This is a genomic window from Pseudomonas sp. R76 (assembly GCF_009834565.1).
In the GTDB taxonomy this organism is placed as follows: Bacteria; Pseudomonadota; Gammaproteobacteria; order Pseudomonadales; family Pseudomonadaceae; genus Aquipseudomonas.
The window spans coordinates 5,481,168-5,506,404 of sequence record NZ_CP019428.1 but is presented as its reverse complement, the minus strand read 5'-3'; the positions used below and the strand labels follow the sequence as shown (position 1 = coordinate 5,506,404).

Below are 25,237 nucleotides of genomic sequence, written 5' to 3'. Positions count from 1 at the left end.
GCCTTAAGCTGCGCGAGCCAACAAGGCCGTTACCGCGTACGGAGACACTGCCCATGCGAATTTTATTGGTTGAAGACAACCGCGATATTCTGGCCAACCTGGCCGATTACCTGGGGCTGAAGGGCTACACCGTGGACTGTGCGCAGGACGGTTTGTCAGGCCTGCACCTGGCTGCCACCGAGCATTACGACTTGATCGTGCTCGACATCATGCTGCCGGGCATCGATGGCTACACCTTGTGCAAACGCCTGCGTGAAGACGCGCGCCGTGACACGCCGGTGATCATGCTCACCGCCCGTGACCAGTTGGACGACCGGCTGCAGGGCTTCAAGTCCGGCGCCGATGATTACCTGCTCAAGCCGTTTGCCTTGTCGGAATTGGCCGCCCGCATCGAAGCCGTATTGCGCCGCGCCCAAGGTGGCGGCCGCCGTGCCCTGCAGGTTGGCGACTTGAACTATGACCTCGACACCCTGGAAGTGACCCGCGAAGGGCGCCTGCTCAAACTCAACCCCGTGGGCCTGAAATTGCTCGCGGTGTTGATGCAAAAGAGCCCGCATGTTTTGCGCCGTGAAATTCTCGAAGAAGCCCTGTGGGGCGATGACTGCCCGGACAGCGACAGCCTGCGCAGCCATGTTCACCAATTGCGCCAAGTGATCGATAAACCGTTCGCCAAGCCGCTGCTGCAAACGGTGCACGGTGTGGGTTATCGCCTGGCCGAGGGTCGTGATGGAGTTTAAGCAAAGCCTTGCCCAACGGATCATCATCGCGTTTGCGTTGATGAGTGCATTGGTGGCGGGGGCGTTCGCCATGGGCATCGTCGCGACCGTGCACCTGGTGGAAGAAAAACTCATCTCGGCAGGCCTGGGCGGCGACTTGCAACGCTTGTTGCTGATGGACAGCGTCGAGGACTGGAGCCACCGGCCCGAGCCCGACCAGCTGTTCTATTTCAGCGGTGGGCGCGGGGATTTCGAGCTGCCCAAGGATTTACGCCATCTGGAACCGGGCTTTCATGAGGTGTTCCGCGAGTCGCTGTCGTATCACGCCATGGTCGAAGTGGTGGATGGCCGGCGCTATGTGCTGCTGCAAGACCAAAGCGATTTTGAAGAGCGCGAGCGTGTTCTGTTCGCCGTGGTGCTGGTGGGCTTCGTGCTCAGCCTGGCGCTGGCGGTGTTTCTCGGTTGGGTGTTGGCGCGCAAAGTGATGGCGCCGGTGGTGCGGCTGGCCCGCCAGGTGCGACATCGCGACCAACTGCTGGGCCTGGCGCCGCCGCTGGCGCCGGATTACGCGGCCGATGAAGTCGGCGAACTGGCCGTGGCCTTCGATGCCACCTTGGGCCGCTTGCGCCAGGCGTTGTCGCGCGAACAGCTGTTTACCAGTGATGTCAGCCATGAATTGCGCACGCCATTGATGGTGCTGGCCAGCTCCTGCGAGCTGCTGCTGGAAAACCCGGCCATCGACCAACGCGGGCGTAATCAAGTGGAACGCATCGCCCGTGCCTGCGAAGAAATGCGTGAACTGGTGCAGACCTTCCTGATGCTGGCGCGCGCCGAACATGATGAAGCGGCGATGTCACCGCAGGTGACGCTGGCGCAGGTCGCTGACGATTTGCTCGGCATCTGGCGCGAGCAAATCGAGCGCAAGGGGCTGGAATTGATTTACCAGCCCGGCAATCCTTCGGATGCGCGCTACAACACCACCTTTCTGCATGCGGTCATGGGCAACCTGTTGCGCAATGCCCTGCATTACACCGAACACGGCTTCATCCGCCTGACCCTTGAACCCAGCGGTTTTGTGGTGGAAGACACCGGCGTAGGGATTCCCGAAGACAAGCGTGAGGCGATGTTCGAGCCGTTTGTGCGTGGCAGCGAGAAGCGTGGCGAAGGCCTTGGCCTGGGTTTATCGCTGGTGCAGCGCATCTGCGAGAACCAGGGCTGGACGGTCAGCCTCAACCCGATGGACCCCCACGGCTGCCGTTTTCACGTCCAGTTGAGTCAGGTCAAGCCCTGACGCATGTCCCTGCCGTTATCCTGCCAGACATCGCCGTAATTCGGCGAAGATGGCCCCATGATATTGCTTGTGTCTGTAAAGTCTTGAAATGTATGAGATTGGACAGGACAAGTTTTTCACAACGGGTTGACCAGTTGATCACAGGGCGGTGCTTAAGGTTGTAGGCATCAGCTACTGGAGATCCGTTGATGTCTACCCCGATCAAGCTCGATTTTTCCGAAAAGTACGACGATCAGCACGCGCAAAATTATTTGCTCAAGCATCAGGACAATCTGGCTCGCCGGTTGTCCCACAAACGCGACGAGCAATTGGCGCGGGGTGCGCTGGCCATGGCTGGCGAACCTGGCCTAGTGTTGGACCTGCCCTGCGGGGCCGGGCGTTTTTGGCCGTTGCTGGCGGAGAAACCCAACCGAGTGATTATCGGGGCCGACAATTCGGCGTCGATGTTGAAGGTCGCGACTGTCGCTCAGCCGGCGGACGTGGTGAAACGGGTACGACCTTTGCAGACATCTGCCTTTGATATCGATTTGCCTGACAATTCGGTCGACAGCATCTTCTGCATGCGCTTGATGCACCACATTGGTGACCCGGCGCACCGTATGACGATACTGCGGGAATTTCAGCGGGTTACCCGCGACAGCGTGATTATTTCGCTGTGTGTGGACGGCAATTTCAAGGCCTGGAAACGCAAGCGCGCCGAAGTGAAACGTCGTAGTAAAGGTGAGCAGGAAGGTTACCAAAACCGGTTCGTGTTACCGGCTGCTACTGTTGAGGCAGAGTTCGAGCAGGCCGGTTTCCGTGTTCAGGAATCCCTGGACTTCATACCGCTCTACGCCATGTGGCGTGTGTATGTATTGCGTAAGAGGTAACAGGATGGCAGTTGAGTGCGTAGTAGGCAGTCATGTAGCTCCCGAAGAACGGTTTGATTATTTTTGGCGCCTGAAGGGCGAATGGGTCGAGGAACCCAATCGTCGACGCGGTGGTGAAAGTGGTGTGCAACGCGTGATCAGCCCCAATGGTCGTTTGCTCTACAGCAAGCGCCAGACCGGGCATATCTACCGCAGTTTGCTCCACCCATTCGGGCGCCCGACTGTGTTGCGTGAACGTGATGCCCTCAAGGGCTTGCGTTCATTGGATGTACGAGTGCCTGAACTGGTGTTCTGCGAGGCGCGCCGCGACCCCGAGCACCAGTGGAAAGCGCTACTGGTAACCGCGTCGCTCGACGGTTTCGACGAGATCGAAAACTGGTACGCCGCCGGTGGCCGCGAGCAGTATGGCGAGTTGGTGCATGAGCGTGTGCTCAAGGAAGTGGCGGGCACCCTGGCGCGTATGCACAAGGGCCGCTGGCAACATGGTTGCCTGTACATCAAGCACATCTTTTTACGGGTGACGGGTGAGGGCGACTCGGCCAATGTGGAAGTGGCGTTGCTGGATTTTGAGAAATGCCGCCAGCGTTTGACCGCTTATCGGGCCGCCTCCCATGACATGCAGCAACTGCGGCGCCATTCGTCGTGGAGTGATACAGACTGGAAAAAACTCAGCTACTTTTACGAGACGGCGTTTGGCAGCGCTATCAAGGGTTTAACCAGATGAAGCTAGAAATAGCACGAGGTTTGTTCCTGGTCGGTGCGTTGGGCATTGCAGCCCTCGCATTGGCTGCGTGGGAACAACCTCGCACACAAGTGCTCAGTGCGGTGCAAGGTAGCGGGCAGTGCCTGTTGCCGCGCGTCGCCAAGACGAGTGTGGCGGTCAAGCCTGACCATGAGTTATTGCTGTTCATGTTCGGGATGTCTCAGGGCATGAGGCCGCAGAGTTGAAACGATTCAAACCCCCGAGAAAGGGCCTTGCGATGCGAGGCCCTTTTTTTGTACTTGACCTGAACGTTTACAAGTAACGTCGAGCCGAAACGCCCAATGTTCAGCATCGGGCGCGGCGTTCAAGGCATCTGGGATGGGGCAACGTTGACTTGGCCGGATGGGGGGCCAGCAGTGATGACATAAGGCACATCCGGGTTCCAGATGCCTTTAACTTTGTCAAAGTACACATAGACTCCGTGATTCGGTTCGATTTCCAGAGGCTTCGAAAGAGAACTATTGTCCGTGTTAATAAAGGTAGATTTATCCGATTTGTTTAATACCATTACAGCGCTGCCATAATCATTCGACTTTTTGGGTAAAGTTAGTTTTTCTGTAAACCCCATAGTTGAATTATCTAACCGATACACCAATGGGCCATTATCTGGCACCTTCGGCATAACGCCTATCGATGTAGAACCACCAGTTCTCACGTCGTCATTGGGTGAAGGGAAATATTCGGGAGTTGCGGCAAATACCTGAGTTGACATCAGTAAACAGGCCGCGAGGATTAGTTGTTTCATACTGTAATTCCTTTTAAGTATCCAATCTGAACTACTGCGAACAGTAGCCAATAGTGACTGCTCCGACACCATAACGAGGAAATAAATAGCGGTGTACTGTGAGAAATGACAGTTTTTAATTCGATATGGGAATACGCGTTATTCCGGAATAACGCTGAACATGAACCGCTCTTCGCCAGCGGTGTTCGCTGAAAGCATCTACAACCGCAGGAAGGCTCGTTCCCGCGCGGGAGAACGAGCGTGCTGATGTCAAACCAAGTGCAAGTGGTTATCCCAAAACCCCGACGGCAACTCCAACGGTTTAGCCACCAACGGCTGCTGGCGGCAGTCATAAAAGCGGCAGCGCCCCTGGCCTGACGTCACCACAAAACCGTCCGCTACCGCGCCAACCCCGGCGCAGTCGGGCAACGGCCCATCCAGGCGCAGCTCGCCGCTGTCCATGTCCCAGATAAAAAAGCGATTGCCCCGTGGCGCAGTCAACGCCACCAGCCGTAACTCACTGTGTACCGCAACGCTGGCGGTGTAATGCCCCATGGCCTGCAACTGCTCATCGGCCACCGGAAACGCCACAAACGGCTGCCCTGGCCGCTTGATTGCCAGCAACTCGGAGCGCTCCTGAGACGCGCCCATAAACTGCTGCCCCGTGAGGATGGTGCCGTCGCCGGCAATCCCCATATGGCGCACGCTGTTCATTTGCTGGCCCAGGGTTTCCTTGCTGATCAGGCTGCCGTCGCGGTGCATCAGCACCAGGCTCGGCTCCATGGCGTTGAGGTTCATCTCCACCCGGCTTTCAGCCTCGGTGCGAATGCCGCCGTTGGCGACCACCAAGGTCTCACCGTCAGGCATCCATGACACCTGGTGCGGGCCGATACCGTGGGTGGAAATTTCCCCAGTGTGCACCAGCCGCTCACCCTCGAACTTATAGACACCCAGCAACCCACGGCCCGGGTCGGTCGTGTCGTTCTCGGTCGCGTACAACCAGTCACCGCTCTTGTGAATCACCGCATGGCCATAGAAGTGGCGATTGGCATTCGAGGTAATGGTCTGCAGCAGCGCGCCGTCACGCAGGTTGATCAGGTAACTTTCAGTGCCCGGACGCCGGGCGACGAACAGCGCAATCGGCAGCGTCGGGTGGTTGATGATGTCGTGGCACCGCTGGCCAACCTGGGTGGCAAACACTTGCTTGCCGTCCAGGTGATAACCCACGGCATAGTGTTTGCCATCCACATCATCGCGCGCCGACAGCAGCAACGGGCTCTTTGAGCCCTTTTGCTTGAACAGCGTCCAGCCACCCAGCGTGATTGCACTGAGCAGCACGCTACCCACCGCCAAAGCCTGTCGCCTGAGCATCATCAGTCACCGTCGTTGGCGTTAAAGCCCAGTTGAATGCCCAGCGCCTTGGCCAACTCGCCTTCGTGCAGGCGGTGGACTACGTTGAGGCTGTCGTAAATGTCGTTGAGCTGCTGACGGCCAGCGTCGTCGGCCAGCAGTTCATTCAGCGTGCGCTGGTTGCTGGCGAACAGTTTCAGTGAAGCGGCATAGGCAGCGTCGATCTTGTCGGCCAATGGTTTTTGGTCCGACGGCAACAAGCCACGCAGGCCTTTGTTGTCGACGCCGGCCCATACGGTCTGGGCGGCGGCCAGGCTGGCTTGCAGGCTTTGCAGGGAAGACTGGCTGCGCCACGCATCGGCCTGGAACGGCTGCGGGATGCCCTTGGTCTGGCGGCCCATCGGCGTGCCGAGTTTTTTCTTCAGCGTATCCAGCGCGGTCACTTGCACGCGCAGCAGATCGGCGATGGCTTCGTGGGAATCGGCGTAACGCTGGTTCGGAAACTTGGTCATTTGCGCGAGCATGCCGTCGGTGCTGTTCCAGCTCGCCAGGATCTCTTCAGCCAGGGCTTTCTGGCGTTCGCCGATGGCCACCAGCAGCGGGCAGTAGCGGGCCTTCTGCGCTTCGTCGGCGACGTCGGTCTTGGCGTCGTAGAGGATGTATTCGTAGGCCGACAGGCCCTGTACCACCACGCTGGATTTGGCCAATGCGGCGCCGTCGATCTGCGGCTGGGCGGTGACCAGCTGCTCGACTTGTCGGCCGACCAGGTTTTTCTTGTCCGGCCAGAACTGCACTTGCCACGAGCGGTTGCCCTCGGCCAGTGGGCCGATCAGCAGCGGTTGCAGTTCGGCCCAGGCTTTTTGCGCGTGGAGGAAGTCGGCGCGCGCGGTGTCCAGGCTTTCCTTGCCCTGGCAGTAGGCCAGCGCGCTGACGGCCAATTGGCGGTCGGCTTCAACCCAGCGGCTGTAGGTCGGCAGAATCACTTGCTTGGCGATGGCCGCCGAGGTCACCGCTTGCGGGTCCTGCGGCGAGCAGGCGCCGAGGGCTAAGGCGGCCAGGCTGGTGAACAACAACTTGGGACGAAACATGTCGAGCTCCCTTCGGTAATTGGGGCAAATCTTATAGAGAATTCAGGAACGCCAGCAACGCGGCACGCTGCTCGGCATTAAAGGACAACACATGCTGCTGCGCCGCCTGTGCTTCACCGCCATGCCAGAGCACGGCTTCGAGCAGGTTGCGGGCGCGGCCATCATGCAAAAACTGGGTGTGGCCACTGACGGTCTGCGTCAGACCAATGCCCCACAACGGCGGCGTGCGCCAGTCGCGGCCACCGGCCTTGAATTCGCTGCGGTGGTCGGCAAGGCCTTCGCCCATGTCGTGCAACAGCAGGTCGCTGTAAGGGCGAATCACTTGGTTGGCCAGTTCGGGTTCGGCAGCGTTGGCGGCCGTGGTGAACGTCGGTTTGTGACAGCCCTGGCAACCGGCCTGGTAGAACAGGTTTTTACCGGCCAGCACCTGCGGCGTGTCGACGCCACGGCGCACCGGCACGGCCAGGTTGCGGGTGTAGAACAGCACCAGGCGCAAGATGTTATCGCTGACTTCCGGCTCGCCATCGGGGCCGTTACCGTTAGGCGCCTGTTTGCAGGCGACTTGGGCGTCGGTGCAGTCATCAAAGGGTCTCAGGGACGTGGTGAGGCCCATATCACCAGAAAACGCGTGAACATTTTGTTGATTGAGGTTGGGTTGCCCGGCTTTCCAGCCGAAGCGGCCGAGCACGGTTTTGTGCTGGGCGTCATCCCAGACCCAATTGGCGCGGCCGACGAGGGCTTCTTTGTCGGCGGTTTTCGGGTCGGTGTTGCGCAGCACATCGGCGTCGCTGATGGCTTCGAGCAAGCCCAGGCCAATCATTGGCGGGGCGATGCGCGCCGAGAAGAGTGTATCCGGATGCATCGGGCCATAGCCGAGCTGGGTGATTTGCAGGTCCGGCTTGCGCAACTCGACCACCGTGCCGTCCTTGAACGTCACGTTGACCGGCGTGTAGTCGACCCGCACCTTGCCTTCCGGCGCCACGCCCGGCACCGCCATGTCTTGCAATTGCCCGCCGTAGACCGGCTCGGGCACTACGCCGAGCTGTTCGATGAGCTTGGCGTAGGGCTCAGCATTTGGAATCGACAGTCGCACCAGCATCGACACTGCATTCGGCGCGTCCGGCAACGGCGGATGGCCACGGCCATCCTTGATATGGCAGTTCTGGCAGGCGTTGGTGTTGAACAGTGGGCCAAGGCCGTCGCGCGCGGTGGTGGTGGACGGCGCGATCACCCACGGGCTGCGAAAGAAGCTGTTGCCGACACTGAAGTCCAGGCGGCGGGTCGGCGCCAGGTTGGCCGAGGGCAGGGAAAACGCGTTCTGGTCACGCTTGTTCACCGTCGTCGCGCCGCCGGCTCGCGCTTCACCGGGCTCTGCCTTGGTGAAGCGTGGGGCGTCATCGCAGGCCGTCAGGCTCAAGGCCATCAATGCTGCGCACAGGCGAAATAGCGAACGGAACATCGAAATTCCTGAACGGAGGCCGAAAATTAGGTCGCAAAGTCTAACAGGGCAGGGCGGTTTGAATAAGAGCAATTATCGTTTGGTCGAATCCGAGTCATTCCCGCTAGAATGGCCGCACATTTTTCTCTGGAGGTGGCCAATGCAGGCTCTCGACGCTTTGCTCAACCGTGTTTCCGTGCCGCGTTTGCTGGAACCGGCACCGACCCAGGAGCAGCGCGACGTGCTGTTCGCCGCCGCCATGCGCGCGCCGGACCACGGCCAGTTGCGCCCTTGGCGTTTCCTCACCGTGGAAGGCGCCGCCCGCGAACACATGGGCACGCTGTTGGCCGAAGCGGCGCGCCTGCAGGACGCCGACGCCCCGCAAGCCGCCATCGACAAAGCCCAGAACGGCCCGCTGCGCGCACCGTTGGTGGTGGTGGTGATTGCCCGCCTGCAAGAACATTTCAAGGTGCCGAAATCCGAGCAACTGCTGGCGGCCGCGTGTGCGGCCCACGGTATTCTGTTGGCGGCGTATGCACAGGGGATTGGCGCGGTGTGGCGTACGGGGGAGTTGTCTTACTCGGCCCACGTGGCGAAAGGCCTGGGGCTGACGGCGGATGAGGAAGTGATTGGCTTCCTTTACCTGGGTACGCCGCAGAACCCGCCGCGTGTTGCGCAGAAAGAGGATGTGGCGGCGTTTGTTCAGGCGTGGCCTGGCCGCTAAGCCACCACCCATCTGCTCTATGTGGGAGCTGGCTTGCCCGCGATGGCGGTGTGTCAGCCATAAAGGTATGGACTGACCCACCGCCATCGCGGGCAAGCCCGGCTCCCACACTGACCTCTATGGGTTTCAGGCGTGGTGTTACACCTTGAACTGATCCATCAGCTTCATCTGCTGGCTGGCCAGGGCATTCAACTGGCTGCTGATGGCCGCCGACTCGGTGGCCTGGCCGGTGAGGGTTTCGGTCACGGTGCGGATCGCCGACACATTGCGATTGACCTCTTCAGCCACGGCGCTTTGCTGCTCGGCGGCGCTGGCGATTTGCAGGTTCATGTCGCTGATCACCGTCACTGCATCGCTGATCTTGCCCAGCGCTTGCACGGCTTGATGGATCTGCCCGGCGTTGCTCTGGGCCTGGTGTTGGCTGGAATGCATGGTCGCCACCACCCCGCGGGTGCCGCTTTGGATGCGCTCGATCACCAGGCGAATTTCTTCCACCGAATCCTGGGTGCGTTTGGCCAGGTTGCGCACTTCGTCGGCCACCACCGCAAAACCACGCCCGCTTTCCCCGGCGCGCGCTGCTTCGATGGCGGCGTTGAGCGCCAACAGGTTGGTCTGCTCGGCAATGCTGCGGATCACTTCCAGCACCGAGCCAATCTGCTCGCTGTTCACCGCCAGGGCTTCAACTTCGCCTACGGCTTTGCTGACTTCTTCGGCGAGGGTGGTGATGTCGCGGGTGCTCTGTTCAATGATCGCCATGCCGTCACGCGCCGACTGGTCCGCACCGCGCGCCGCGCTGGCGGCATTGGAGGCGCTGTTGGCGACGTCGTGGGCGGTGGCGCTCATTTCGTTGGACGCGGTGGCGACCTGGTCGATTTCGCGGAACTGCACCTGCATGCCTTCACTGGTCTGGCGTGCGATGGCCGAAGACTGATCCGCCGTGCCACGCGCCTCGGTGATGCTTTGCTTGATCTGCGCGATGGTCGGTTGCAGCTTGTCGAGGAAACGGTTGAACCAGTTGGCCAGCTCGCCCAGTTCGTCTTTCTTCGAGTAGGTCAGGCGCTGGGTGAGGTCGCCTTCGCCGCTGGCGATATTCTTCAGCATCGCCGCCACGGTATTGATCGGGCGGGTCACGCCGGTGGCGGTCAGCCAGATCAGCAATAAGCCCAGCAAGGCGGCCGTGGCGCCGACCAGCAACGCCTTGAGCATGCCGGCCGCCTGGGCTTTGTCGAGTACGCCTTGCAGTTTCAAGGTGTCGGCCAGCATCACGGTTTTCGGCAGTTTGATCACGATGCCCCAGGACTTGGCGTCGGCAATTGGCTTGACCGGGTACACGGCGCGGATCGTGTCATCTTGCTCGCGGATTGTGCGCGTGTCGTTGGCCAACAGTTGCACGATCTCCTTGCCCTCGGCGCCCAGGGTGTCGATCAGGTTTTTACCGACGCGCGCGGGCTCACCGCTGTAGGCCGCGATCAGCCCGGTGCTGGACAGAATCTCCAGATGCGCCGCACCGTCGAACAGTTCTTTTTGTGCCGCGTCCGTCACCGCTTGCAAGGTATTCAGGGCCAGGTCGATACCGACCACGCCGATGACCTTGCCGTCGACGATCAACGGCAGCGAGATCGTGGTCATCAGCACCTGCTTGCCGGCCACTTCATCGGAATACGGGTCCAGCAGGCAAACGTTGCGCGTGTCCCGTGGGCAGGTGTACCAAATGTTGTAGGGCGTACCGCTGAGGTTCAGCGTGGTCTTGGTCAGGTCTTCCTCGACCATCACCGTGTTCAGGCCTTCACCGGCGGCGCGGCTCCAGTAGCTGGAGAAGCGCCCTTTTTCGTTGGAGACGCGGGCTTTGTCGTCGACAAACTCGCTGTCCTTGCCATCCAGGCCATTGGGTTCGAACGACAGCCAGATGCCCAGCACCTTGCTGTTGCGCTCGAACGCGGTCTTGAGGCTCTGGTTGAGTTCTTCACGCAGTGCGCCGGCTTCCAGCCCGCGTTTGGCAGCTGTGGTGCGCAGGCCTTTGATCTGGTCGGCCAATGCTGTGATCGCCACCAGGCTTTCGCCAAAGGTTTTCTGCAGCTGTACGGCCTGTTCGCCGGCCTTGGCCTGCAACAGGTTCTGCACACTGGTGGTGAGCATGCGCGAGCTGGATTCGCTGACCATGCGGTTGTTCTGGTCGGCCTCGTAGAGGTTGACGCCGACGATCAGCGCGATCACCCCAACCAGGCAGAGGCCCGACAGCAGCACGATTTTCAAGCGGATAGAGAGGGTGTCGAACATAGGTTCACTCGCGATTGGACTTGTTGACCTGCAAGCAGGGCGAGCCAAGTCCATTCGGCGCTTATGTCCGGAACATCGGCGTAACTAGATGTTTCATGAGGGGCAGGCGATGAGCGGTAGGTAAAAGACTACACGCCGCGTTATACGGGCGTTGCGAGCCGTTCCGGGCGTGACCAGATCCACAGGTTGCCCAGGCTCATTCCGGCAATCGCCAGGTAGATCGGCCAGCCGTGATCGAGCATCACCAGCATCAAGCCGGCGCACAGCAGCATGCTCAGGGTGGCGCTGACTTTGGCACGGCGCGCGATGATCTTGCCGTTGCGCCAATTGAACAGGATCGGGCCGAACAGGCGGTGGTTTTCCAGCCAGGCACTCAGGCGCGGCGAGCTTTTGGTCGCGGCCCAGGCGGCGAGCAGGATGAATTCAGTGGTGGGCAAACCCGGTATCACAATCGCCACCAACCCAATGCCCAGGCTGACGTAGGCCAGCAGGCCGAAGAGGAGCTGGGCGATTTTTGAGGTGGATTGGGTTTTGCCGGGCATGCTGACGCTTATCTGCTGGGAGGGTTTACACATTATCCGAACTGAAATGCGCTCAACTGTGGGAGCTGGCTTGCCTGCGATAGCGGTGGGCCAGGCACCTATGTGTAGACAGGCAGTCCGCCATCGCAGGCAAGCCAGCTCCCACATTGAGCCAGTGTTTATCGGAACATTTACGCCAATTCAGGCGCGCTAGCGTACGCCTGTTCCAGCAGCACGGTGAAGCGCACAAACGCGTCGATTGCACCTTTTTCTACCGCCGCTTCTTCTTCGGCGCTGAACTCAAGGCCGTCGAGGGTGCGGGTAAAGCTTTTCCAGCCTTCAGCACGGCCACCGGCCGGCTCGCCGAGGTGGCGGGCGCCGAAGGTTTCGCTCAGGCCCAGGCCCACGGCGCGCTTGATCAGGAAGGCAGCGCCCAGCTTGGAGCCTTCAGACACGAACAGCCAACCCAGGGCTTCGGCCTTGCTCGGGTTCTTCACGGCGCCAGCAACCGGTGCAGGCACTTCGGTGTCCAGGTCGCCCAGGTCCAGCTTGGCGGCTTCGGCGCGGCAGCGCTCGGCCAGGTCCGGGACGATCTTGATCAACTCAGGGTCGTTGTACAGCGCCACCAGTTCCGACTGGAACAGGTATTGCGCGACCACGAAGCGGGCGAAGTTGGCTTGGGTTTCGAACGGGGCGTGGGCTTTGACCAGCGCATCGAGCTTGGTGTGGGGCGCGTTGGTGATTTGGTTCAGGCGCTGGGAGCGCAGGCTTGGGCGTTCTGCGGTAGGAGAAGCGGTCATCGAAAAAGTCCTTGAGAAGAGTAGCGCCTGGGTGCCCTAAAGAGAGCTGTTATCAACTAGACGAACAAGAAGACGCGGCACAGTAAAAAATCCTCACCTCGCCGCTGAAATTCCGGCGAGGTGAGGAGGGCGGCATTTGGGGCAAGCGCGATCAGATGTCCCAGATCAGGTTGATCGCAAAGTTGCGGCCCGGCTGGGTCAGGCGGTCGAGGTTGGCCGGCGCGGTCACACCCGCTTCGCCGACGCCGTCGTAGCTGCGCACGTCATCCCAGTTCCAGTACTTCTTGTCGGTGAGGTTGTAGAGGCCGCCGTTGATGGTCACGTCGTTGGTGACCTTGTAGTAGCCGGTCAGGTCGACGATGCCGAAGCCTGGGGTTTTGAACGGGGCGCTGGTGCTGCCATCCGGTGCGTGGAAGGTGGTGCTGTCGACGCGTTTCTGTTTCTTCACCAGCGTCCAGCTGACCAGTGCGCCGTATTGCTCTTGCTCGTAGCCCAGGCCGAACACGCCTTTAAGCGGGTTGACTCTGTTGAGTGGCTCGCCGTTGTCGTCGTTGCGGCCGTAGGTGTAGCCGACCGAACCCTGGGTGTAGAGGCCTTGCGGTGCGCCGAAGGCGTCGAGGTTCAGGCGGCCCTTGGCTTCAATCCCCTTGATGGTGGCGTGCTTGATGTTGTTGGCTTCGAAGGTTTGGATATCGCCGCCGGCGACCGAGGCGTCTTCGTCGATAAAGTCACGGTACTTGTTGTAGAACACCGCGATGTCGAAGGAACCTTCGTCGAAATTGCCGCGAATCCCGGTTTCGATGCCCTTGCTGGTTTCCGGCTTGAGGTTCGGGTTCGGCTCGACGGTGTAGCCCAGGTTGAGGTTTTCAAAGCGACCATACAGCGCCTTGGCCGACGGGGTGCGGAAGCCCTCGGCGTATTGACCGAACCAGGTGTATTGGTCGGTCAGGGCATAGGTCAGGCCGAACTTGGGCGTCACACGGTGCCAGGTTTTTTCCTTGTCGCTGACCGGGTAGGCGCCGGTCGGGTTTACGGTGTTGAGGAACTCCTGGGTCAGCTTGGGCTTGAGTTGGGTGTAGTCGTAGCGCACGGCGGGCAGGAAGGTCCATTTGTTCCAGGTGATCTGGTCCTGGGCGAACAGCGAGTAGGTGTTGATGGTCGGGTCCGGGAAATCGCTGGATTTTTTCACGCTGTCGCTGGCAGAAGGGCTGGGCGCGCCGATAGCCGTGCAACCCCCGCCGACCGCCAGGCACGTCGCGGCACCTTCCCGGGAGCCGGTGACTTTCTGCTGCTTGAGTGTGGTGCCGTAGGTCACTTGGTGATCGGTTTCACCGAGGCTGAAGGCTTTGTCCAATTGGGCGTCGAAGACCCACTGCTTTTCTTCGTACAGGGTTTCGCGAGTGCGCAATACGCGACGCGACGGTTGGTAGATCTCGGCAGTCGTCTGGTCGGTCTTGGCGATCTGGTAATTGAGGCTGGTTTTGATCTGATCGGCAATCGGCGAATCGAGCGCGAAGCGGTTTTCGATTCCGAAGCGCTCACGGGTGATGGTGTCGTTACCCGAACGGCCGCGATAGAAGTTGAAGCCTCGACCACCAACGAACGGCCCGCCCACGGCGTTTTTCAAGTCGACGTCGCGATCATCCTTGAACTTCTCGTAGGTCAGGCCCAGGCGGTTGTCATCGCCATAATTCCAGCCCAGCTTGGCGAGGATATTGGTGGTGCGCGCGTCTTCCGGGTTGGCGCCGGTGCGGGCCAGGCCGGTGGCGTTGTTGCCGTCGTAGGACTCCATTTCGTGGCCATTGCGCTGGCTCAGGTGCAGCAAACCGTCGAAGTCCTGCACGCGTCCGGCGACGGTGCCGGAGGTCAGCCAGCTGTCGTCAGCAGAGCTGTAGCCGGTTTTCAGGCGGGCGCCGACATCCTGGCCGGGCTTGATGATGTCGTCCGGGTCGAGGGTGAAGTAACTCACCGCGCCGCCAATCGCGCTGCTGCCGTACAAGGCCGAGGCCGGGCCACGCAGGATTTCCACGCGCTTGACGATTTCCGGGTCGACGTAGTTGCGGCGCGTCTTGGCGTAGGGGCCGTTGAAGAAGTTATCCGGCACTTCGACGCCGTCCACCTGCGTGAGGATGCGGTCGCCGTCGATGCCGCGAATGTTGTAGCCCGCGTTGCTGGCGCGCGTGCCGGCGCCGCCGACTGATACGTTGGGCTCGTAGCGCACCAGTTCACGGATGGTGTTGACGTTCTGGCGGTCCAGTTCCTGGCGATCATGCACGGTGACGGTGCTCGGCACGCTGTCGACGGCCTGCTCGTTGCGCGTGGCGCTGATGGTCACCTGTTGCAGGTTGAGCACGCTGCCTGCGGCGCGTTTTTCCAGCACGATGTTGTTATTGCCCAGTTTGCGGTAGCTCAGGTTGGTCCCCACCAACAGCCGGTCCAGGGCTTTTTCCGGCGACAGCGGGCCGCGCACGCCAGGGGATGACACACCCTGGCCCAGCTCTGCCGGCAGGCCGACTTGCCAGCCGGTCACGCGGGTAAAGGCGTTGAGTGCCGAGACCAGTGGCTGCTGCTCGATGCTGAAGTTGTAGTTGCCGTGGCTGCGGGCGACCGGCTCGGCGGCCGTGGCGGCCATGGCCGGCGCGCTGGCCAGCAGGATGGCGGCGGTCAGCAAGGACAGGACGGGCGAAGAAGACCGGCGGTTGAAACGAGAGGACATCGAGAGCGCTCCGGAGGTACGAATCTTATAGTTGCGAACCGAATCAAATAGGAATCAGTTGCATTGGCTATAACGAGACGTACCGCCGGTTAACATCGAGTAAAAATAATTCTCATTTAGTTCAGGATGACCAGCGCCGGGTATTCCGAGAGCTTGGCCGAGGTGATGTGTGCCAGTGAGCGCACCACGTCCAGCGGCTGGTCGAGGCGGTAGTTGCCGGTGACGGCCACGCTGGCCAGCTTGTCGTTGGTGTTGACGATCCAGCCGGGGTAATAACGGCGCAGCTCGGCCAGCACTTCGCTCATCGGGCAATTTTCAAACACCAGGCGGCCCTGGACCCAGGCCAGATCCTTGCTCACATCCAGCTTGGCGGGTTGGCCGAAGCCCTTGGGGCCGATGCGGATACTCTCGCCAGCGCGCAGGCGCACGCGGGCATCGTCGAAAGTGTTGCTCAGGTCGACATCACCACGCTGCACCTGCACTTGCGCTTCACCGTTGAGGTAACGCACGGCGAAGTCGGTGTCACGCACGCTGGCACGCACCGGGCCGGCGTCGATCTCCAGCGGCAGGCCACGGTTGGGGGCTATCTCGAAAAACGCCTCGCCCTGATACAGGCGGGCGACGCGCTGGTGGTCCTTGATGCTGCTGGAAAACGCCGAGTTGGTGTTCAGCAGCACTTTGGCGCCATCGTCCAATTGCAGGCGCTGGCGTTCGCCGACCACGGTGAGGTGGTCGGCTTGCAGGCGTACGGGCAGGTTGCTGAAGCTGAACAGGCCGATCAGCAGCACGGCGGCGGTGGCCAATGGTTTCCAATGCGGCTTGACCCGGCGCCAGGCGCTCGGCTTGCGCGGCGCAGCCAGGGCCACGGCGGCACTGTGCACGGGCGCGCCACCCCAGGCGGCCTGGGCTTTGTTGAAAGCGTGGGCATGCGTCGGGTCAGCGGCCAGCCAGGCGTCGAACTCCGCCTGCTGCCCGGGTTGCGGGCACTGCAAGGCGATCAGCCAATCGAGGGCTTGGTCCATGGCCGTGTCTTGCAACACCTCATGAGCCAGCTCATGGGCGCGCAGTTTATTCGGGTCCGTCACGGTGTTCCTCGGGTCTTCGCCACGTTTTATTCGTTTCCTGCAGCCTGGATCGACACATCTGTCGGGTGAATCTTAAGGCTGATCCAGCCGCTCGGCCACACCTACACAGATGGCCATGATCAATTTCAGTTCCTTTTGCACGGTGCTCAAGGACACTTGCAACTGGTCGGCAATCTCCTGATAGCTGCAGCCATGCAGGCGGCTGAGGATGAAGATCTGCTGCTGTCGGGCGCTCAACTGACCGAGGCTGACGCTCAGGTGTTCGAGCAATTGCTCGGCCTGTGTCGCGTCTTCGGGCGTACTGATGGGGGCGGCGACGCTTTGCAGTACGTCCAGCGGGACATCTTCCTGCAGCGTGCGGGCTTGAATCCGGCGCGAACGCAGGTGGTCGAGCGCCAGGTTGCGCGCTGTCTGGTAGACGAAGGGTTCGAGGTGATCAATCGGCCGCTCGCTGAGGGCCCGGGTGACGCGCAGGTAGGTTTCCTGCAACAGGTCCTCGGCGGTGCTGTGGTTATTCACCATCCGCTGCAAGGTGCGTAGCAGAATCACCCGTTGGGTGAGAAAGACTTGGTTGAAGCGAGATTGGCTCACAGTGATACCAGACTGATATGCAGTTAATGATAATGCTTATCATCAACTCAAATGGCAAGTGGCACTTTGAGAGGGTGCGAAGATCCCTGCTGCTCGTTCCCACGCTCAGCGTGGGAATGCATTCCTGTGACGCTCCGCGTCGCCACTTAACAGCGGGACGCGGAGCGTCCGAAGCGGCATTCCCACGCAGAGCGTGGGAACGATCTCGCTGCGTTGCCTGTTTATTCGGCGTTGCAGAGCGCCAGGCAGTTATCCAGCATACGGTTGGAGAAGCCCCACTCGTTGTCGTACCAGGCCAGCACTTTCAGCAATTTGCCACTGACTTTGGTGTGGTTGGCATCGAAGATCGACGACAGCGGGTTATGGTTGAAGTCACTGGAAACCAGCGGCAGGGTGTTGTAGCCGAGGATTTTCGAGTGCTGGCTGGCTTCTTTGAGCAGGGCGTTGACTTGCTCGGCCGTGGCTTCTTTCTTCAGTGTCACGGTGAGGTCGACCAGCGACACGTTGATCACCGGCACGCGCACCGCCATGCCGGTCAGCTTGCCCGCCAGTTCCGGCAGCACCAGGCCGACCGCTTCAGCGGCGCCGGTCTTGCTTGGGATCATGTTCTGGGTGGCCGAGCGCGCGCGGTACGGGTCGGTGTGGTAGACGTCGGTCAGGTTCTGGTCGTTGGTGTAGGCGTGAATGGTGGTCATCAGGCCGTTTTCGATACCCAGCTCGCGGTGCAGCACCTGGGCGACCGGCGCCAGGCAGTTAGTGGTGCAAGAGGCGTTGGAGATGATCTGGTGGGATTGACGCAAAATGTCATGGTTTACGCCATAGACCACGGTGGCGTCGGCGCCCTTGGCCGGGGCCGAGATGATCACCTTGCGCGCGCCGGCGGTAATATGCGCGGCAGCCTTGTCACGGTCGGTGAACAGACCGGTGCATTCGAATACCACGTCGATCTTGTGCGCAGCCCACGGCAGGTCGGCCGGGTTGCGGATGGCGCTTACGGCGATCCGGTCACCATTGACGGTCAGGCTTTCCTGATCGTGGGCAACCTCTGCTTCGAAAGTACCGTGTACGGTGTCGTATTTGAGCAGGTGGGCATTGATCGAACTGTCGCCCAGATCATTGATGGCGACGATCTGCAAATCCTGGCGGTAGCCTTGGGTATACAGTGCGCGCAGGACATTACGGCCGATACGGCCAAAACCATTGATTGCGATACGAAGAGTCATTGGAAAGTGCCTGTCGTCGATTTGTTGTAAGAATTACAAGATTATTCGCATAAAAATAGAAAACAAGCCTTTTTAGTGGCAATATTTTGTTCAATCTACAACGAGTGACCTGAATCAACTGGTCCGATGATCCAAACGACACCCTGCCATCCCATGCGCTGCGGGCGTTTGATCAGCATAGACACTCAGGTCGCCACATCCGTTAGCCTGGAGTTCTACACATGCATCCCCGCGTTATTGAGGTCACCGAACGGCTTATCGCCCGCAGTCGTGCAACCCGCGAGGCTTACCTTGCGCTCATTCGCGGCGCCGCCAGCGACGGCCCGATGCGCGGTAAGCTGCAATGCGCCAACTTCGCCCACGGCGTAGCCGGTTGTGGCACTGAAGATAAAAATAGCCTGCGCATGATGAATGCCGCCAACGTGGCAATTGTTTCGTCATATAACGACATGCTCTCGGCGCACCAGCCGTACGAACATTTTCCTGAACAGATCAAAAAAGCCCTGCGTGAAGTCGGCTCGGTCGGCCAGTTCGCCGGCGGTACGCCCGCCATGTGCGACGGCGTGACCCAAGGCGAGCCCGGCATGGAGCTGAGCCTGCTCAGCCGTGAAGTCATCGCGATGTCCACGGCGGTAGCGCTGTCCCACAACATGTTCGACGCGGCGCTGATGTTGGGCATCTGCGACAAGATCGTCCCTGGCCTGATGATGGGCGCGCTGCGCTACGGCCACCTGCCGATGATCTTCGTACCGGGCGGCCCGATGCCCTCGGGCATTTCCAACAAGCAGAAGGCTGACGTGCGCCAGCGCTACGCCGAAGGCAAGGCCACTCGCGAAGAGCTGCTGGAATCGGAGATGAAGTCCTACCACAGCCCCGGCACCTGCACCTTCTACGGCACCGCCAACACCAACCAGCTGTTGATGGAAGTGATGGGCCTGCACTTGCCGGGCGCCTCGTTCGTCAACCCGTACACGCCGCTGCGTGACGCGCTGACCCGCGAGGCCGCGCACCAGGTCACACGCCTGACCAAGGCCAATACCAACTTCACGCCGATCGGCGAGATCGTTGACGAAAAATCCATCGTCAACTCCATCGTCGCGCTCAACGCCACCGGCGGTTCCACCAACCACACCCTGCACATGCCGGCCATCGCCATGTCGGCGGGCATCATCCTGACCTGGCAGGACATGGCCGACCTCTCCGAGGTGGTGCCGACCCTGTCCCACGTGTACCCGAACGGCAAAGCCGACATCAACCACTTCCAGGCCGCGGGCGGCATGTCGTTCCTGATCCGCGAACTGCTCGAAGCCGGGCTGCTCCACAACGACGTCAACACCGTGGCCGGTCACGGCCTGAGCCGCTACACCCAGGAACCCTTCCTGGTCGACGGTGAACTGGTGTGGCGCGAAGGCCCGATCGAAAGCCTCGACGAAACCATCCTGCGCCCGGTGGCCCGCGCGTTCTCGCCGGAAGGTGGTTTGCGTGTGATGGAAGGCAACCTCGGCCGTGGCGTGATGAAAGTCTCGGCCGTGGCCCTGGAACACCAGATTGTCGAAGCACCGGCCGTAGTATTCCAGGATCAACAGGACCTGGCGGACGCGTTCAAGGCAGGCCAGCTGGAAAAAGACTTTGTCGCCGTGATGCGCTTCCAGGGCCCGCGCTCCAATGGCATGCCTGAACTGCACAAAATGACGCCGTTCCTCGGTGTGTTGCAGGACCGTGGCTTTAAAGTGGCGTTGGTGACAGACGGGCGTATGTCCGGCGCGTCGGGTAAGATTCCCGCCGCGATCCACGTCAACCCCGAAGCTCAAAGCGGCGGGCCGCTGGCGCGGGTCAAAGATGGCGATATCATTCGCGTCGATGGCGTCAAAGGCACCTTGGAGCTTAAGGTGGACGCCGAAGAATTTGCAGCGCGCACGCCTGCCACGGGCCTGTTGGGCAATAACGTGGGGGCCGGTCGCGAGCTGTTTGCATTTATGCGCTTGGCCGCAAGCTCCGCAGAGCAGGGCGCCAGCGCCTTTACCTCTGCCTTGGAGACGCTTAAGTGAAGCTTGCGCTGGTCGGTGATATTGGCGGTACAAACGCCCGTTTTGCGTTGTGGCGGGATCAGGCGCTGCACTCGATTCGCGTGCACGCCACGGCGGATCACACCAGCCCTGAGGAGGCCATCAAGGTCTACCTCAAGGAAGAAGGCCTGCACATCGGCGACATCGGCGCGGTGTGCCTGTCGGTCGCCGGGCCGGTGAGTGGCGATGAATTTAAATTCACCAACAATCACTGGCGCCTGAGCAAAAGTGCATTCTGCAAAACCCTGCAAGTGGATGAACTGCTGCTGGTCAACGACTTCACCGCCATGGCCCTGGGCATGACGCGCCTCAAACCCGACGAATTCCGCGTGGTCTGCGAAGGCACCCCGGAGCCGTGGCGCCCAGCCGTGGTGATCGGCCCGGGCACCGGCCTGGGCGTCGGCACCTTGCTGGACCTGGGCGAAGGCCGTTACGCGGCGCTGCCGGGCGAGGGCGGGCATGTCGACCTGCCGCTGAGCAGCCCGCGTGAAACCCAGCTGTGGCAGCACATCTACACTGAAATCGGCCACGTCAGTGCCGAAACCGCGTTAAGCGGTGGCGGCCTGCCCCGTGTGTACCGCGCGATTTGCGCGGTCGACGGGCACACCCCGGTGCTGGACACGCCCGAAGCCATTACGGCGGCGGGGTTGGCCGGCGACCCGGTGGCAATGGAAGTCTTGAACCAGTTCAGTATCTGGCTGGGCCGTGTGGCGGGTAACAACGTACTGACCACCGGTGGGCGCGGTGGGGTGTATATCGTGGGTGGGGTGATTCCACGGTTTGCCGACTTCTTTATCAACAGCGATTTTGCCAAGAGTTTTAGCGACAAAGGCTGCATGAGCGACTACTTCAAAGGCATTCCGGTGTGGTTGGTGACGGCGCCGTATTCCGGGTTGACCGGGGCGGGTGTGGCGCTTGAACAGGCTTTTGCGTAGGGGCTGATGGCCTCATCGCAGGCAAGCCAGCTCCCACACTTTGAAATGCATTCCAAATGTGGGAGCGGGCTTGCCCGCGATAGAGGCCTGAAGGGCAAAAAATGACTTAAGCTTGGCCATAACAACAAGGAGGACCCCGTGAGCGTAATCAGTAAATCGATTCTCCTCGTCGACGACGACCAGGAAATCCGCGAATTGCTGCAAACCTACCTCAGTCGCGCCGGCTTCCAGGTGCGTGGCGTGTCGGATGGTGCGGGGTTCCGCCAGGCGATGAACGAGGCGCCGTGTGACTTGGTCATTCTTGATGTGATGTTGCCCGACGAAGACGGTTTCAGCCTCTGCCGCTGGATTCGCCAGCACCCGCGCCAGGCGCAGGTGCCGATCATCATGCTCACTGCCAGCTCCGACGAAACCGACCGCGTGATCGGCCTGGAGCTGGGCGCCGACGACTACATCGGCAAGCCGTTCAGCCCCCGCGAGCTGCAAGCGCGGATCAAGGCCTTGTTGCGCCGTGCCCAGTTTGGCCAGGAGCGCAGCAGCGGTGGCGATGTGTGGGTGTTCGATGAATGGCGCCTGGACATGATCAGTCACCGCCTGTTTCACATCGACGGCGAAGAGGTGATCCTCTCCGGCGCCGACTTCGCCTTGCTCAAATTGTTTCTCGACCACCCCCAACAGATTCTCGACCGCGACACCATCGGCAACGCCACCCGTGGCCGCGACCTGATGCCGCTGGACCGTATCGTCGACATGGCCGTCAGCCGCCTGCGCCAACGCCTGCGCGACACCGAAAAACCCCCACGGCTGATCCGCACCGTGCGCGGCAGCGGTTATCAACTGGCAGCCAGCGTGGTTGCCGGCAATGCCCACTGAGCATGTAACCGAACGCCGCCGCCGCTTCCCGGTGCCGCGTTCACTGCTGGGGCGCATGCTGCTGTTGACCTTGCTCGCGGTGCTGTTCGCCCAAACACTCTCCAGCGTGATCTGGGTTTCGCAATTGCGTGCCACCCAGCTCGAAGGCCTGGTCACCAGCGCCCGCAGCCTTGCGCACTCGATGACGGCCAGCGTGAGTTATTTCCGTTCGCTGCCGGTGGCCTACCGCCCGCTGGTGCTGGACCAGCTGCGCAGCATGGGCGGCACGCGGTTTGTGGTGACCCTCAACGACCGCCCCCTGGACATGCAGATATTGCCGCAGACCCCGCGCAAGCAGGCGGTGCTGCAAGCCGTGGATGAAGTGTTGCGCCAGACCCTGGGCGGCGACGTGCATATCTCGGTGGAGTTCGTCAGTGCCGAAGACCTGCGTATTTTCAACGCCGGCTTGAAGCTCGATGAACTGCCGCGTTCCTGGGCGCATTACGCGTTGACCCTGGAGCCGGTAAACCCGCCGGTGCTGGTCACGCAGATTCAGCTGGCGCCCGGCGAATGGCTGTACATCGCCTCGCTGCTGCCCGAGCCCTACACCAGCCTTGAAGAACAAGGCCTGCCGTCGCAGCAGGTGTGGTTTATCGTGCTGACCAGTGGCTTCCTGCTGCTGTTTATCGGCCTGTTGGTGCACTGGCAGAGCCGGCCACTCAAGCGCCTGGCACGGGCGGCGCGGGACATGTCGCTGGGCGCGGACGTGGAGCCGGTGGCCGAAGGCGGCGGCAGTGAAGTGGTGGAAGTGGGCCGTGCGTTCAACGCCATGCGCGAACGCATCAGCCGTTACCTGACCGAACGCAGCCAATTGTTCAGTGCCATTTCCCACGATTTGCGCACGCCGATCACGCGCCTGCGCCTGCGCGTGGAACTGCTCGAAGACGAAAACCTGCAAACCAAATTCGGCCGCGACCTGGACGAGTTGGAGTTGTTGGTCAAAGGCGCGCTGCAGTGCGTAAAAGACACTGACATTCACGAAAACATCGAGCCGGTCGACCTCAATCACGTGCTCGATTGCCTGGTGGAGCCTTACCTGGCGCCCAACGGCAACGGCCGCATCACCCAGGACGGGCGAGCCCTGGCGCCGTACGCGGGCAAGCCGCTGGCGCTCAAGCGCTGCATCGGCAACCTGATCGACAACGCCTTGAAGTATGGGCAGAACGCGCATTTGCATATCGAAGATGATGGTGTGTTGTTCATCTTGCACGTTGATGATGAAGGGCCGGGCGTTCCGGAACAGCGCCTGGAGCAAGTGTTTGAACCGCACTTTCGGTTGGCCGGCCAGCAACAGGGTTATGGCTTGGGCTTGGGCATTGCGCGCAACATCGCTCACAGCCATGGCGGCGAGGTGAGTTTGCAGAATTTGCGTGAGGGTGGTTTGCGCGTGACTTTGCAGCTTCCGCGAACCCTGGACTAACGCACACCGAGGATCAAATGTGGGAGCTGGCTTGCCTGCGATGGCGGTGTATCAGTCGAACATTCGCTGCCTGACCCACCGCTATCGCAGGCAAGCCAGCTCCCACAATGATACTTGCGGTGAGTCAGATGCTTTGGCGCAATCTGGCCAAGTCTCTTAAGGGCGGCGCTCCAAACAACCGGCTGTACTCCCGGCTGAACTGCGACGGGCTTTCATACCCCACCCGATACCCCGCCGCCGAGGCTTCCAGCCCTTCGGCAATCATCAACCGCCGCGCTTCCTGCAAGCGCAGTTGCTTCTGGTATTGCAGCGGGCTCATCGCGGTGATCGCCTTGAAACGGTGGTGCAAGGTCGAGACGCTGAGGTTCACTTCCTTGGCCAGGTCATCAATACGCAGCGGCTGTTCATAGTTGCCGTTCAACCACTTGATCGCCTGGCTCACGCGATGGCTCTGACTGTTGGCCACGGCGATTTCATACAGCCGATAACCCTGCGGCCCACGCAGCAGGCGATACAGAATCTCGCGGTTGATCAACGGCGCCAGCATCGCGATGTCTTTGGGGCTGTCCAGCAGGCGCGCCAGGCGCAGCACGGCATCCAGCAGTTGGGTGTCGATGCGGTCGACATACATGCCGCGCGATGTCGGGCGGGAGGGCACGCCCATCGGGCCGGCCTCGGCGATCAGTGCGGTCAGCTGCGCCGGGTCGATGTTGATGCGCACTGACAGGTTCGGGTCTTCCGGCGTGGCGTCGATGATCCGCCCGGCCACCGGCATCGCAACCGAGAACACCAGATAGTTGAGTGGGTCGTAGGCAAATATCTCGTCGGCCAGGCGCACTTCCTTGCTGCCGCTGGCGAGGATGCACAACGCCGGCTCCACCAGCACCGGCATAAAGTCGCGCGGCGTGTTGTGGCGGTTGAGAAACAGCGAGGTGATCGCCGTGCCGTAGGAACCGTCTTCCCAGGTATGCCGATGCACGATACCGGCGAGTTCGGCGCGCTGTTTTTCCATCTCGGCATCGAGGGGAATGGGCTTGGGGTCCGGCGACGACATGGGGTGTCCTCTACACGCTTGTTTGATGGGCCCAGCTTAGCGGCGGCTTTTGAAAAGGTGTTACGTCGATTCTGCACAATCCTTGCCTGATCCTGCGAGAGGTCGCGAATCAGGCAAGTACCTGGGCTGTCATGTGCCTGAAATACTGAGCATGGGCCTGGAATAAACCCTGGGGGCCAAACGTCTTATCTACGCTTCTCGCAGGATTGTGCAATAAGCCTGCAGGAATTGACTAACCGCGCCCACACCCGCGCCGTTATCTTTGATCCTGTGGCAACACGCCCTCACAGTGCTTGCCGAGCATCACTTCTCAACGGGAGAGTCGAACATGTCCACCCCCATTCCCGCGAGCCATATGGCCTTTATCCGTGCCCGTACCGGGTGCAGCACCGAACTCGGTGCACGCTTGAGCAGTTTGATCGAACCCGGCCGTCAGGCGCAGGGTTGCCTGCAATTCTCGTTGCAGCATTCCCAGGTCGATCCCGATGTATGGCTGGTCTCGGGCTTCTGGAGCAGCGAGCAGGCGATGAGCGCCTACTTCAACTCTCCGGCGCTGATGATCTTTAGCGAGCTGTTGAACGACATGGTCGTGCGCAGCATGGACTTCCAGACCTTCACCGATGCATCCGCCGCGCATGCCTACGGCGAGTACCTGCAACTGGCCGGTTAACGGT

The 25,237-nt window shown here is 60.9% G+C and carries 23 protein-coding genes; 11 read left to right on the top strand and 12 right to left on the bottom strand.

Features of this window, described 5'->3' with window-relative positions:
* Positions 1 to 53 precede the first annotated feature (53 nt).
* From colR to PspR76_RS24825, 5 genes are all read left to right on the top strand, one after another.
* A complete protein-coding gene (colR, locus tag PspR76_RS24845) occupies positions 54 to 737 on the top strand; it encodes a two-component system response regulator ColR (protein ID WP_003208587.1) in 684 nt (227 codons plus the stop codon).
* Positions 727 to 2,007 carry a sensor histidine kinase gene (locus PspR76_RS24840; RefSeq protein ID WP_159959565.1) on the top strand — a complete coding sequence of 427 codons (1,281 nt, stop codon included), beginning with the start codon at positions 727 to 729 and terminating at the stop codon, positions 2,005 to 2,007. Before colR ends, PspR76_RS24840 begins: the two co-directional genes overlap by 11 nt.
* A gap of 188 nt (positions 2,008 to 2,195) precedes the next feature.
* Entirely contained in the window at positions 2,196 to 2,876 is a 681-nt protein-coding gene (locus tag PspR76_RS24835; protein ID WP_159959563.1) for a class I SAM-dependent methyltransferase, read from the top strand.
* A 4-nt stretch (positions 2,877 to 2,880) separates the two neighbouring features.
* A complete protein-coding gene (locus tag PspR76_RS24830; protein ID WP_159959562.1) occupies positions 2,881 to 3,600 on the top strand; it encodes a lipopolysaccharide kinase InaA family protein in 720 nt (239 codons plus the stop codon).
* Complete coding sequence (locus PspR76_RS24825) at positions 3,597 to 3,824, top strand: hypothetical protein (RefSeq protein WP_159959561.1); 228 nt, start codon at positions 3,597 to 3,599, stop codon at positions 3,822 to 3,824. Before PspR76_RS24830 ends, PspR76_RS24825 begins: the two co-directional genes overlap by 4 nt.
* A 119-nt stretch (positions 3,825 to 3,943) precedes the next feature.
* On the opposite strand, the gene PspR76_RS24820 is transcribed toward PspR76_RS24825, so the two are convergent.
* The 4 genes from PspR76_RS24820 to PspR76_RS24805 form a co-directional block, all read right to left on the bottom strand.
* Positions 3,944 to 4,384: a hypothetical protein gene (locus PspR76_RS24820; RefSeq protein WP_159959560.1), complete on the bottom strand. Its 441-nt coding sequence runs from the start codon at positions 4,382 to 4,384 to the stop codon at positions 3,944 to 3,946.
* A 249-nt stretch (positions 4,385 to 4,633) separates the two neighbouring features.
* Entirely contained in the window at positions 4,634 to 5,734 is a 1,101-nt protein-coding gene (locus tag PspR76_RS24815) for a DUF1513 domain-containing protein (protein ID WP_159961624.1), read from the bottom strand.
* Between the two features lie 2 nt (positions 5,735 to 5,736).
* Complete coding sequence (locus PspR76_RS24810; protein WP_159959559.1) at positions 5,737 to 6,801, bottom strand: imelysin family protein; 1,065 nt, start codon at positions 6,799 to 6,801, stop codon at positions 5,737 to 5,739.
* A 31-nt stretch (positions 6,802 to 6,832) separates the two neighbouring features.
* Positions 6,833 to 8,260 (bottom strand): di-heme oxidoreductase family protein, encoded by a 1,428-nt coding sequence (locus tag PspR76_RS24805; protein ID WP_159959558.1) that lies wholly within the window; start codon positions 8,258 to 8,260, stop codon positions 6,833 to 6,835.
* A gap of 139 nt (positions 8,261 to 8,399) precedes the next feature.
* On the opposite strand from PspR76_RS24805, the gene PspR76_RS24800 reads away from it, so the two are divergent.
* Positions 8,400 to 8,963 carry an NAD(P)H nitroreductase gene (locus tag PspR76_RS24800; protein ID WP_159959557.1) on the top strand — a complete coding sequence of 188 codons (564 nt, stop codon included), beginning with the start codon at positions 8,400 to 8,402 and terminating at the stop codon, positions 8,961 to 8,963.
* Between the two features lie 138 nt (positions 8,964 to 9,101).
* Here PspR76_RS24800 and PspR76_RS24795 read toward each other — a convergent pair whose 3' ends face one another.
* The 7 genes from PspR76_RS24795 to gap form a co-directional block, all read right to left on the bottom strand.
* On the bottom strand, positions 9,102 to 11,240 hold the full coding sequence (locus PspR76_RS24795) for a methyl-accepting chemotaxis protein (RefSeq protein ID WP_159959556.1): 2,139 nt from the start codon (positions 11,238 to 11,240) through the stop codon (positions 9,102 to 9,104).
* A gap of 140 nt (positions 11,241 to 11,380) precedes the next feature.
* Positions 11,381 to 11,782, bottom strand: a complete 402-nt coding sequence (locus PspR76_RS24790; RefSeq protein WP_159959555.1) for a YbaN family protein — start codon at positions 11,780 to 11,782, stop codon at positions 11,381 to 11,383.
* A gap of 170 nt (positions 11,783 to 11,952) precedes the next feature.
* The gene (locus tag PspR76_RS24785; RefSeq protein ID WP_145165426.1) at positions 11,953 to 12,561 is read right to left on the bottom strand and encodes a biliverdin-producing heme oxygenase; all 609 of its coding nucleotides are present in this window, start codon (positions 12,559 to 12,561) and stop codon (positions 11,953 to 11,955) included.
* A 151-nt stretch (positions 12,562 to 12,712) separates the two neighbouring features.
* Complete coding sequence (locus tag PspR76_RS24780; RefSeq protein WP_159959553.1) at positions 12,713 to 15,277, bottom strand: TonB-dependent receptor; 2,565 nt, start codon at positions 15,275 to 15,277, stop codon at positions 12,713 to 12,715.
* A 116-nt stretch (positions 15,278 to 15,393) separates the two neighbouring features.
* A complete protein-coding gene (locus tag PspR76_RS24775; RefSeq protein ID WP_159959551.1) occupies positions 15,394 to 16,362 on the bottom strand; it encodes a FecR family protein in 969 nt (322 codons plus the stop codon).
* A 72-nt stretch (positions 16,363 to 16,434) separates the two neighbouring features.
* Positions 16,435 to 16,953, bottom strand: coding sequence for an RNA polymerase sigma factor (locus PspR76_RS24770; protein WP_056858662.1), 519 nt, complete (start codon positions 16,951 to 16,953; stop codon positions 16,435 to 16,437).
* A 221-nt stretch (positions 16,954 to 17,174) separates the two neighbouring features.
* Positions 17,175 to 18,176, bottom strand: coding sequence for a type I glyceraldehyde-3-phosphate dehydrogenase (gap, locus tag PspR76_RS24765; protein WP_159959549.1), 1,002 nt, complete (start codon positions 18,174 to 18,176; stop codon positions 17,175 to 17,177).
* 221 nt (positions 18,177 to 18,397) lie between these two features.
* Between gap and edd the strand changes: the two genes are divergently transcribed.
* From edd to PspR76_RS24745, 4 genes are all read left to right on the top strand, one after another.
* The gene (edd, locus tag PspR76_RS24760; protein WP_159959547.1) at positions 18,398 to 20,224 is read left to right on the top strand and encodes a phosphogluconate dehydratase; all 1,827 of its coding nucleotides are present in this window, start codon (positions 18,398 to 18,400) and stop codon (positions 20,222 to 20,224) included.
* Entirely contained in the window at positions 20,221 to 21,177 is a 957-nt protein-coding gene (locus PspR76_RS24755) for a glucokinase (protein ID WP_159959545.1), read from the top strand. The genes edd and PspR76_RS24755 overlap by 4 nt, the downstream gene beginning before the upstream one ends.
* 138 nt (positions 21,178 to 21,315) lie before the next feature.
* Complete coding sequence (locus PspR76_RS24750) at positions 21,316 to 22,050, top strand: response regulator (RefSeq protein ID WP_078738901.1); 735 nt, start codon at positions 21,316 to 21,318, stop codon at positions 22,048 to 22,050.
* A gap of 31 nt (positions 22,051 to 22,081) precedes the next feature.
* Positions 22,082 to 23,509 carry an ATP-binding protein gene (locus tag PspR76_RS24745; protein WP_202982194.1) on the top strand — a complete coding sequence of 476 codons (1,428 nt, stop codon included), beginning with the start codon at positions 22,082 to 22,084 and terminating at the stop codon, positions 23,507 to 23,509.
* Positions 23,510 to 23,633: 124 nt separating this feature from the next.
* On the opposite strand, the gene PspR76_RS24740 is transcribed toward PspR76_RS24745, so the two are convergent.
* Positions 23,634 to 24,563: an AraC family transcriptional regulator gene (locus PspR76_RS24740; protein ID WP_159959541.1), complete on the bottom strand. Its 930-nt coding sequence runs from the start codon at positions 24,561 to 24,563 to the stop codon at positions 23,634 to 23,636.
* Positions 24,564 to 24,891: 328 nt separating this feature from the next.
* On the opposite strand from PspR76_RS24740, the gene PspR76_RS24735 reads away from it, so the two are divergent.
* A complete protein-coding gene (locus tag PspR76_RS24735) occupies positions 24,892 to 25,233 on the top strand; it encodes a putative quinol monooxygenase (RefSeq protein WP_159959539.1) in 342 nt (113 codons plus the stop codon).
* The last annotated feature ends 4 nt before the right edge of the window (positions 25,234 to 25,237 follow it).

Bases quoted from the DNA above. Each gene is read 5' to 3' on its own strand.
- colR (WP_003208587.1), top strand. From the start codon at position 54: ATGCGAATTTTATTGGTTGAAGACAACCGCGATATTCTGGCCAACCTG.
- PspR76_RS24840 (WP_159959565.1), top strand. From the start codon at position 727: ATGGAGTTTAAGCAAAGCCTTGCCCAACGGATCATCATCGCGTTTGCG.
- PspR76_RS24835 (WP_159959563.1), top strand. From the start codon at position 2,196: ATGTCTACCCCGATCAAGCTCGATTTTTCCGAAAAGTACGACGATCAG.
- PspR76_RS24830 (WP_159959562.1), top strand. From the start codon at position 2,881: ATGGCAGTTGAGTGCGTAGTAGGCAGTCATGTAGCTCCCGAAGAACGG.
- PspR76_RS24825 (WP_159959561.1), top strand. From the start codon at position 3,597: ATGAAGCTAGAAATAGCACGAGGTTTGTTCCTGGTCGGTGCGTTGGGC.
- PspR76_RS24820 (WP_159959560.1), bottom strand. From the start codon at position 4,384: ATGAAACAACTAATCCTCGCGGCCTGTTTACTGATGTCAACTCAGGTA.
- PspR76_RS24815 (WP_159961624.1), bottom strand. From the start codon at position 5,734: ATGCTCAGGCGACAGGCTTTGGCGGTGGGTAGCGTGCTGCTCAGTGCA.
- PspR76_RS24810 (WP_159959559.1), bottom strand. From the start codon at position 6,801: ATGTTTCGTCCCAAGTTGTTGTTCACCAGCCTGGCCGCCTTAGCCCTC.
- PspR76_RS24805 (WP_159959558.1), bottom strand. From the start codon at position 8,260: ATGTTCCGTTCGCTATTTCGCCTGTGCGCAGCATTGATGGCCTTGAGC.
- PspR76_RS24800 (WP_159959557.1), top strand. From the start codon at position 8,400: ATGCAGGCTCTCGACGCTTTGCTCAACCGTGTTTCCGTGCCGCGTTTG.
- PspR76_RS24795 (WP_159959556.1), bottom strand. From the start codon at position 11,240: ATGTTCGACACCCTCTCTATCCGCTTGAAAATCGTGCTGCTGTCGGGC.
- PspR76_RS24790 (WP_159959555.1), bottom strand. From the start codon at position 11,782: ATGCCCGGCAAAACCCAATCCACCTCAAAAATCGCCCAGCTCCTCTTC.
- PspR76_RS24785 (WP_145165426.1), bottom strand. From the start codon at position 12,561: ATGACCGCTTCTCCTACCGCAGAACGCCCAAGCCTGCGCTCCCAGCGC.
- PspR76_RS24780 (WP_159959553.1), bottom strand. From the start codon at position 15,277: ATGTCCTCTCGTTTCAACCGCCGGTCTTCTTCGCCCGTCCTGTCCTTG.
- gap (WP_159959549.1), bottom strand. From the start codon at position 18,176: ATGACTCTTCGTATCGCAATCAATGGTTTTGGCCGTATCGGCCGTAAT.
- edd (WP_159959547.1), top strand. From the start codon at position 18,398: ATGCATCCCCGCGTTATTGAGGTCACCGAACGGCTTATCGCCCGCAGT.
- PspR76_RS24740 (WP_159959541.1), bottom strand. From the start codon at position 24,563: ATGTCGTCGCCGGACCCCAAGCCCATTCCCCTCGATGCCGAGATGGAA.
- PspR76_RS24735 (WP_159959539.1), top strand. From the start codon at position 24,892: ATGTCCACCCCCATTCCCGCGAGCCATATGGCCTTTATCCGTGCCCGT.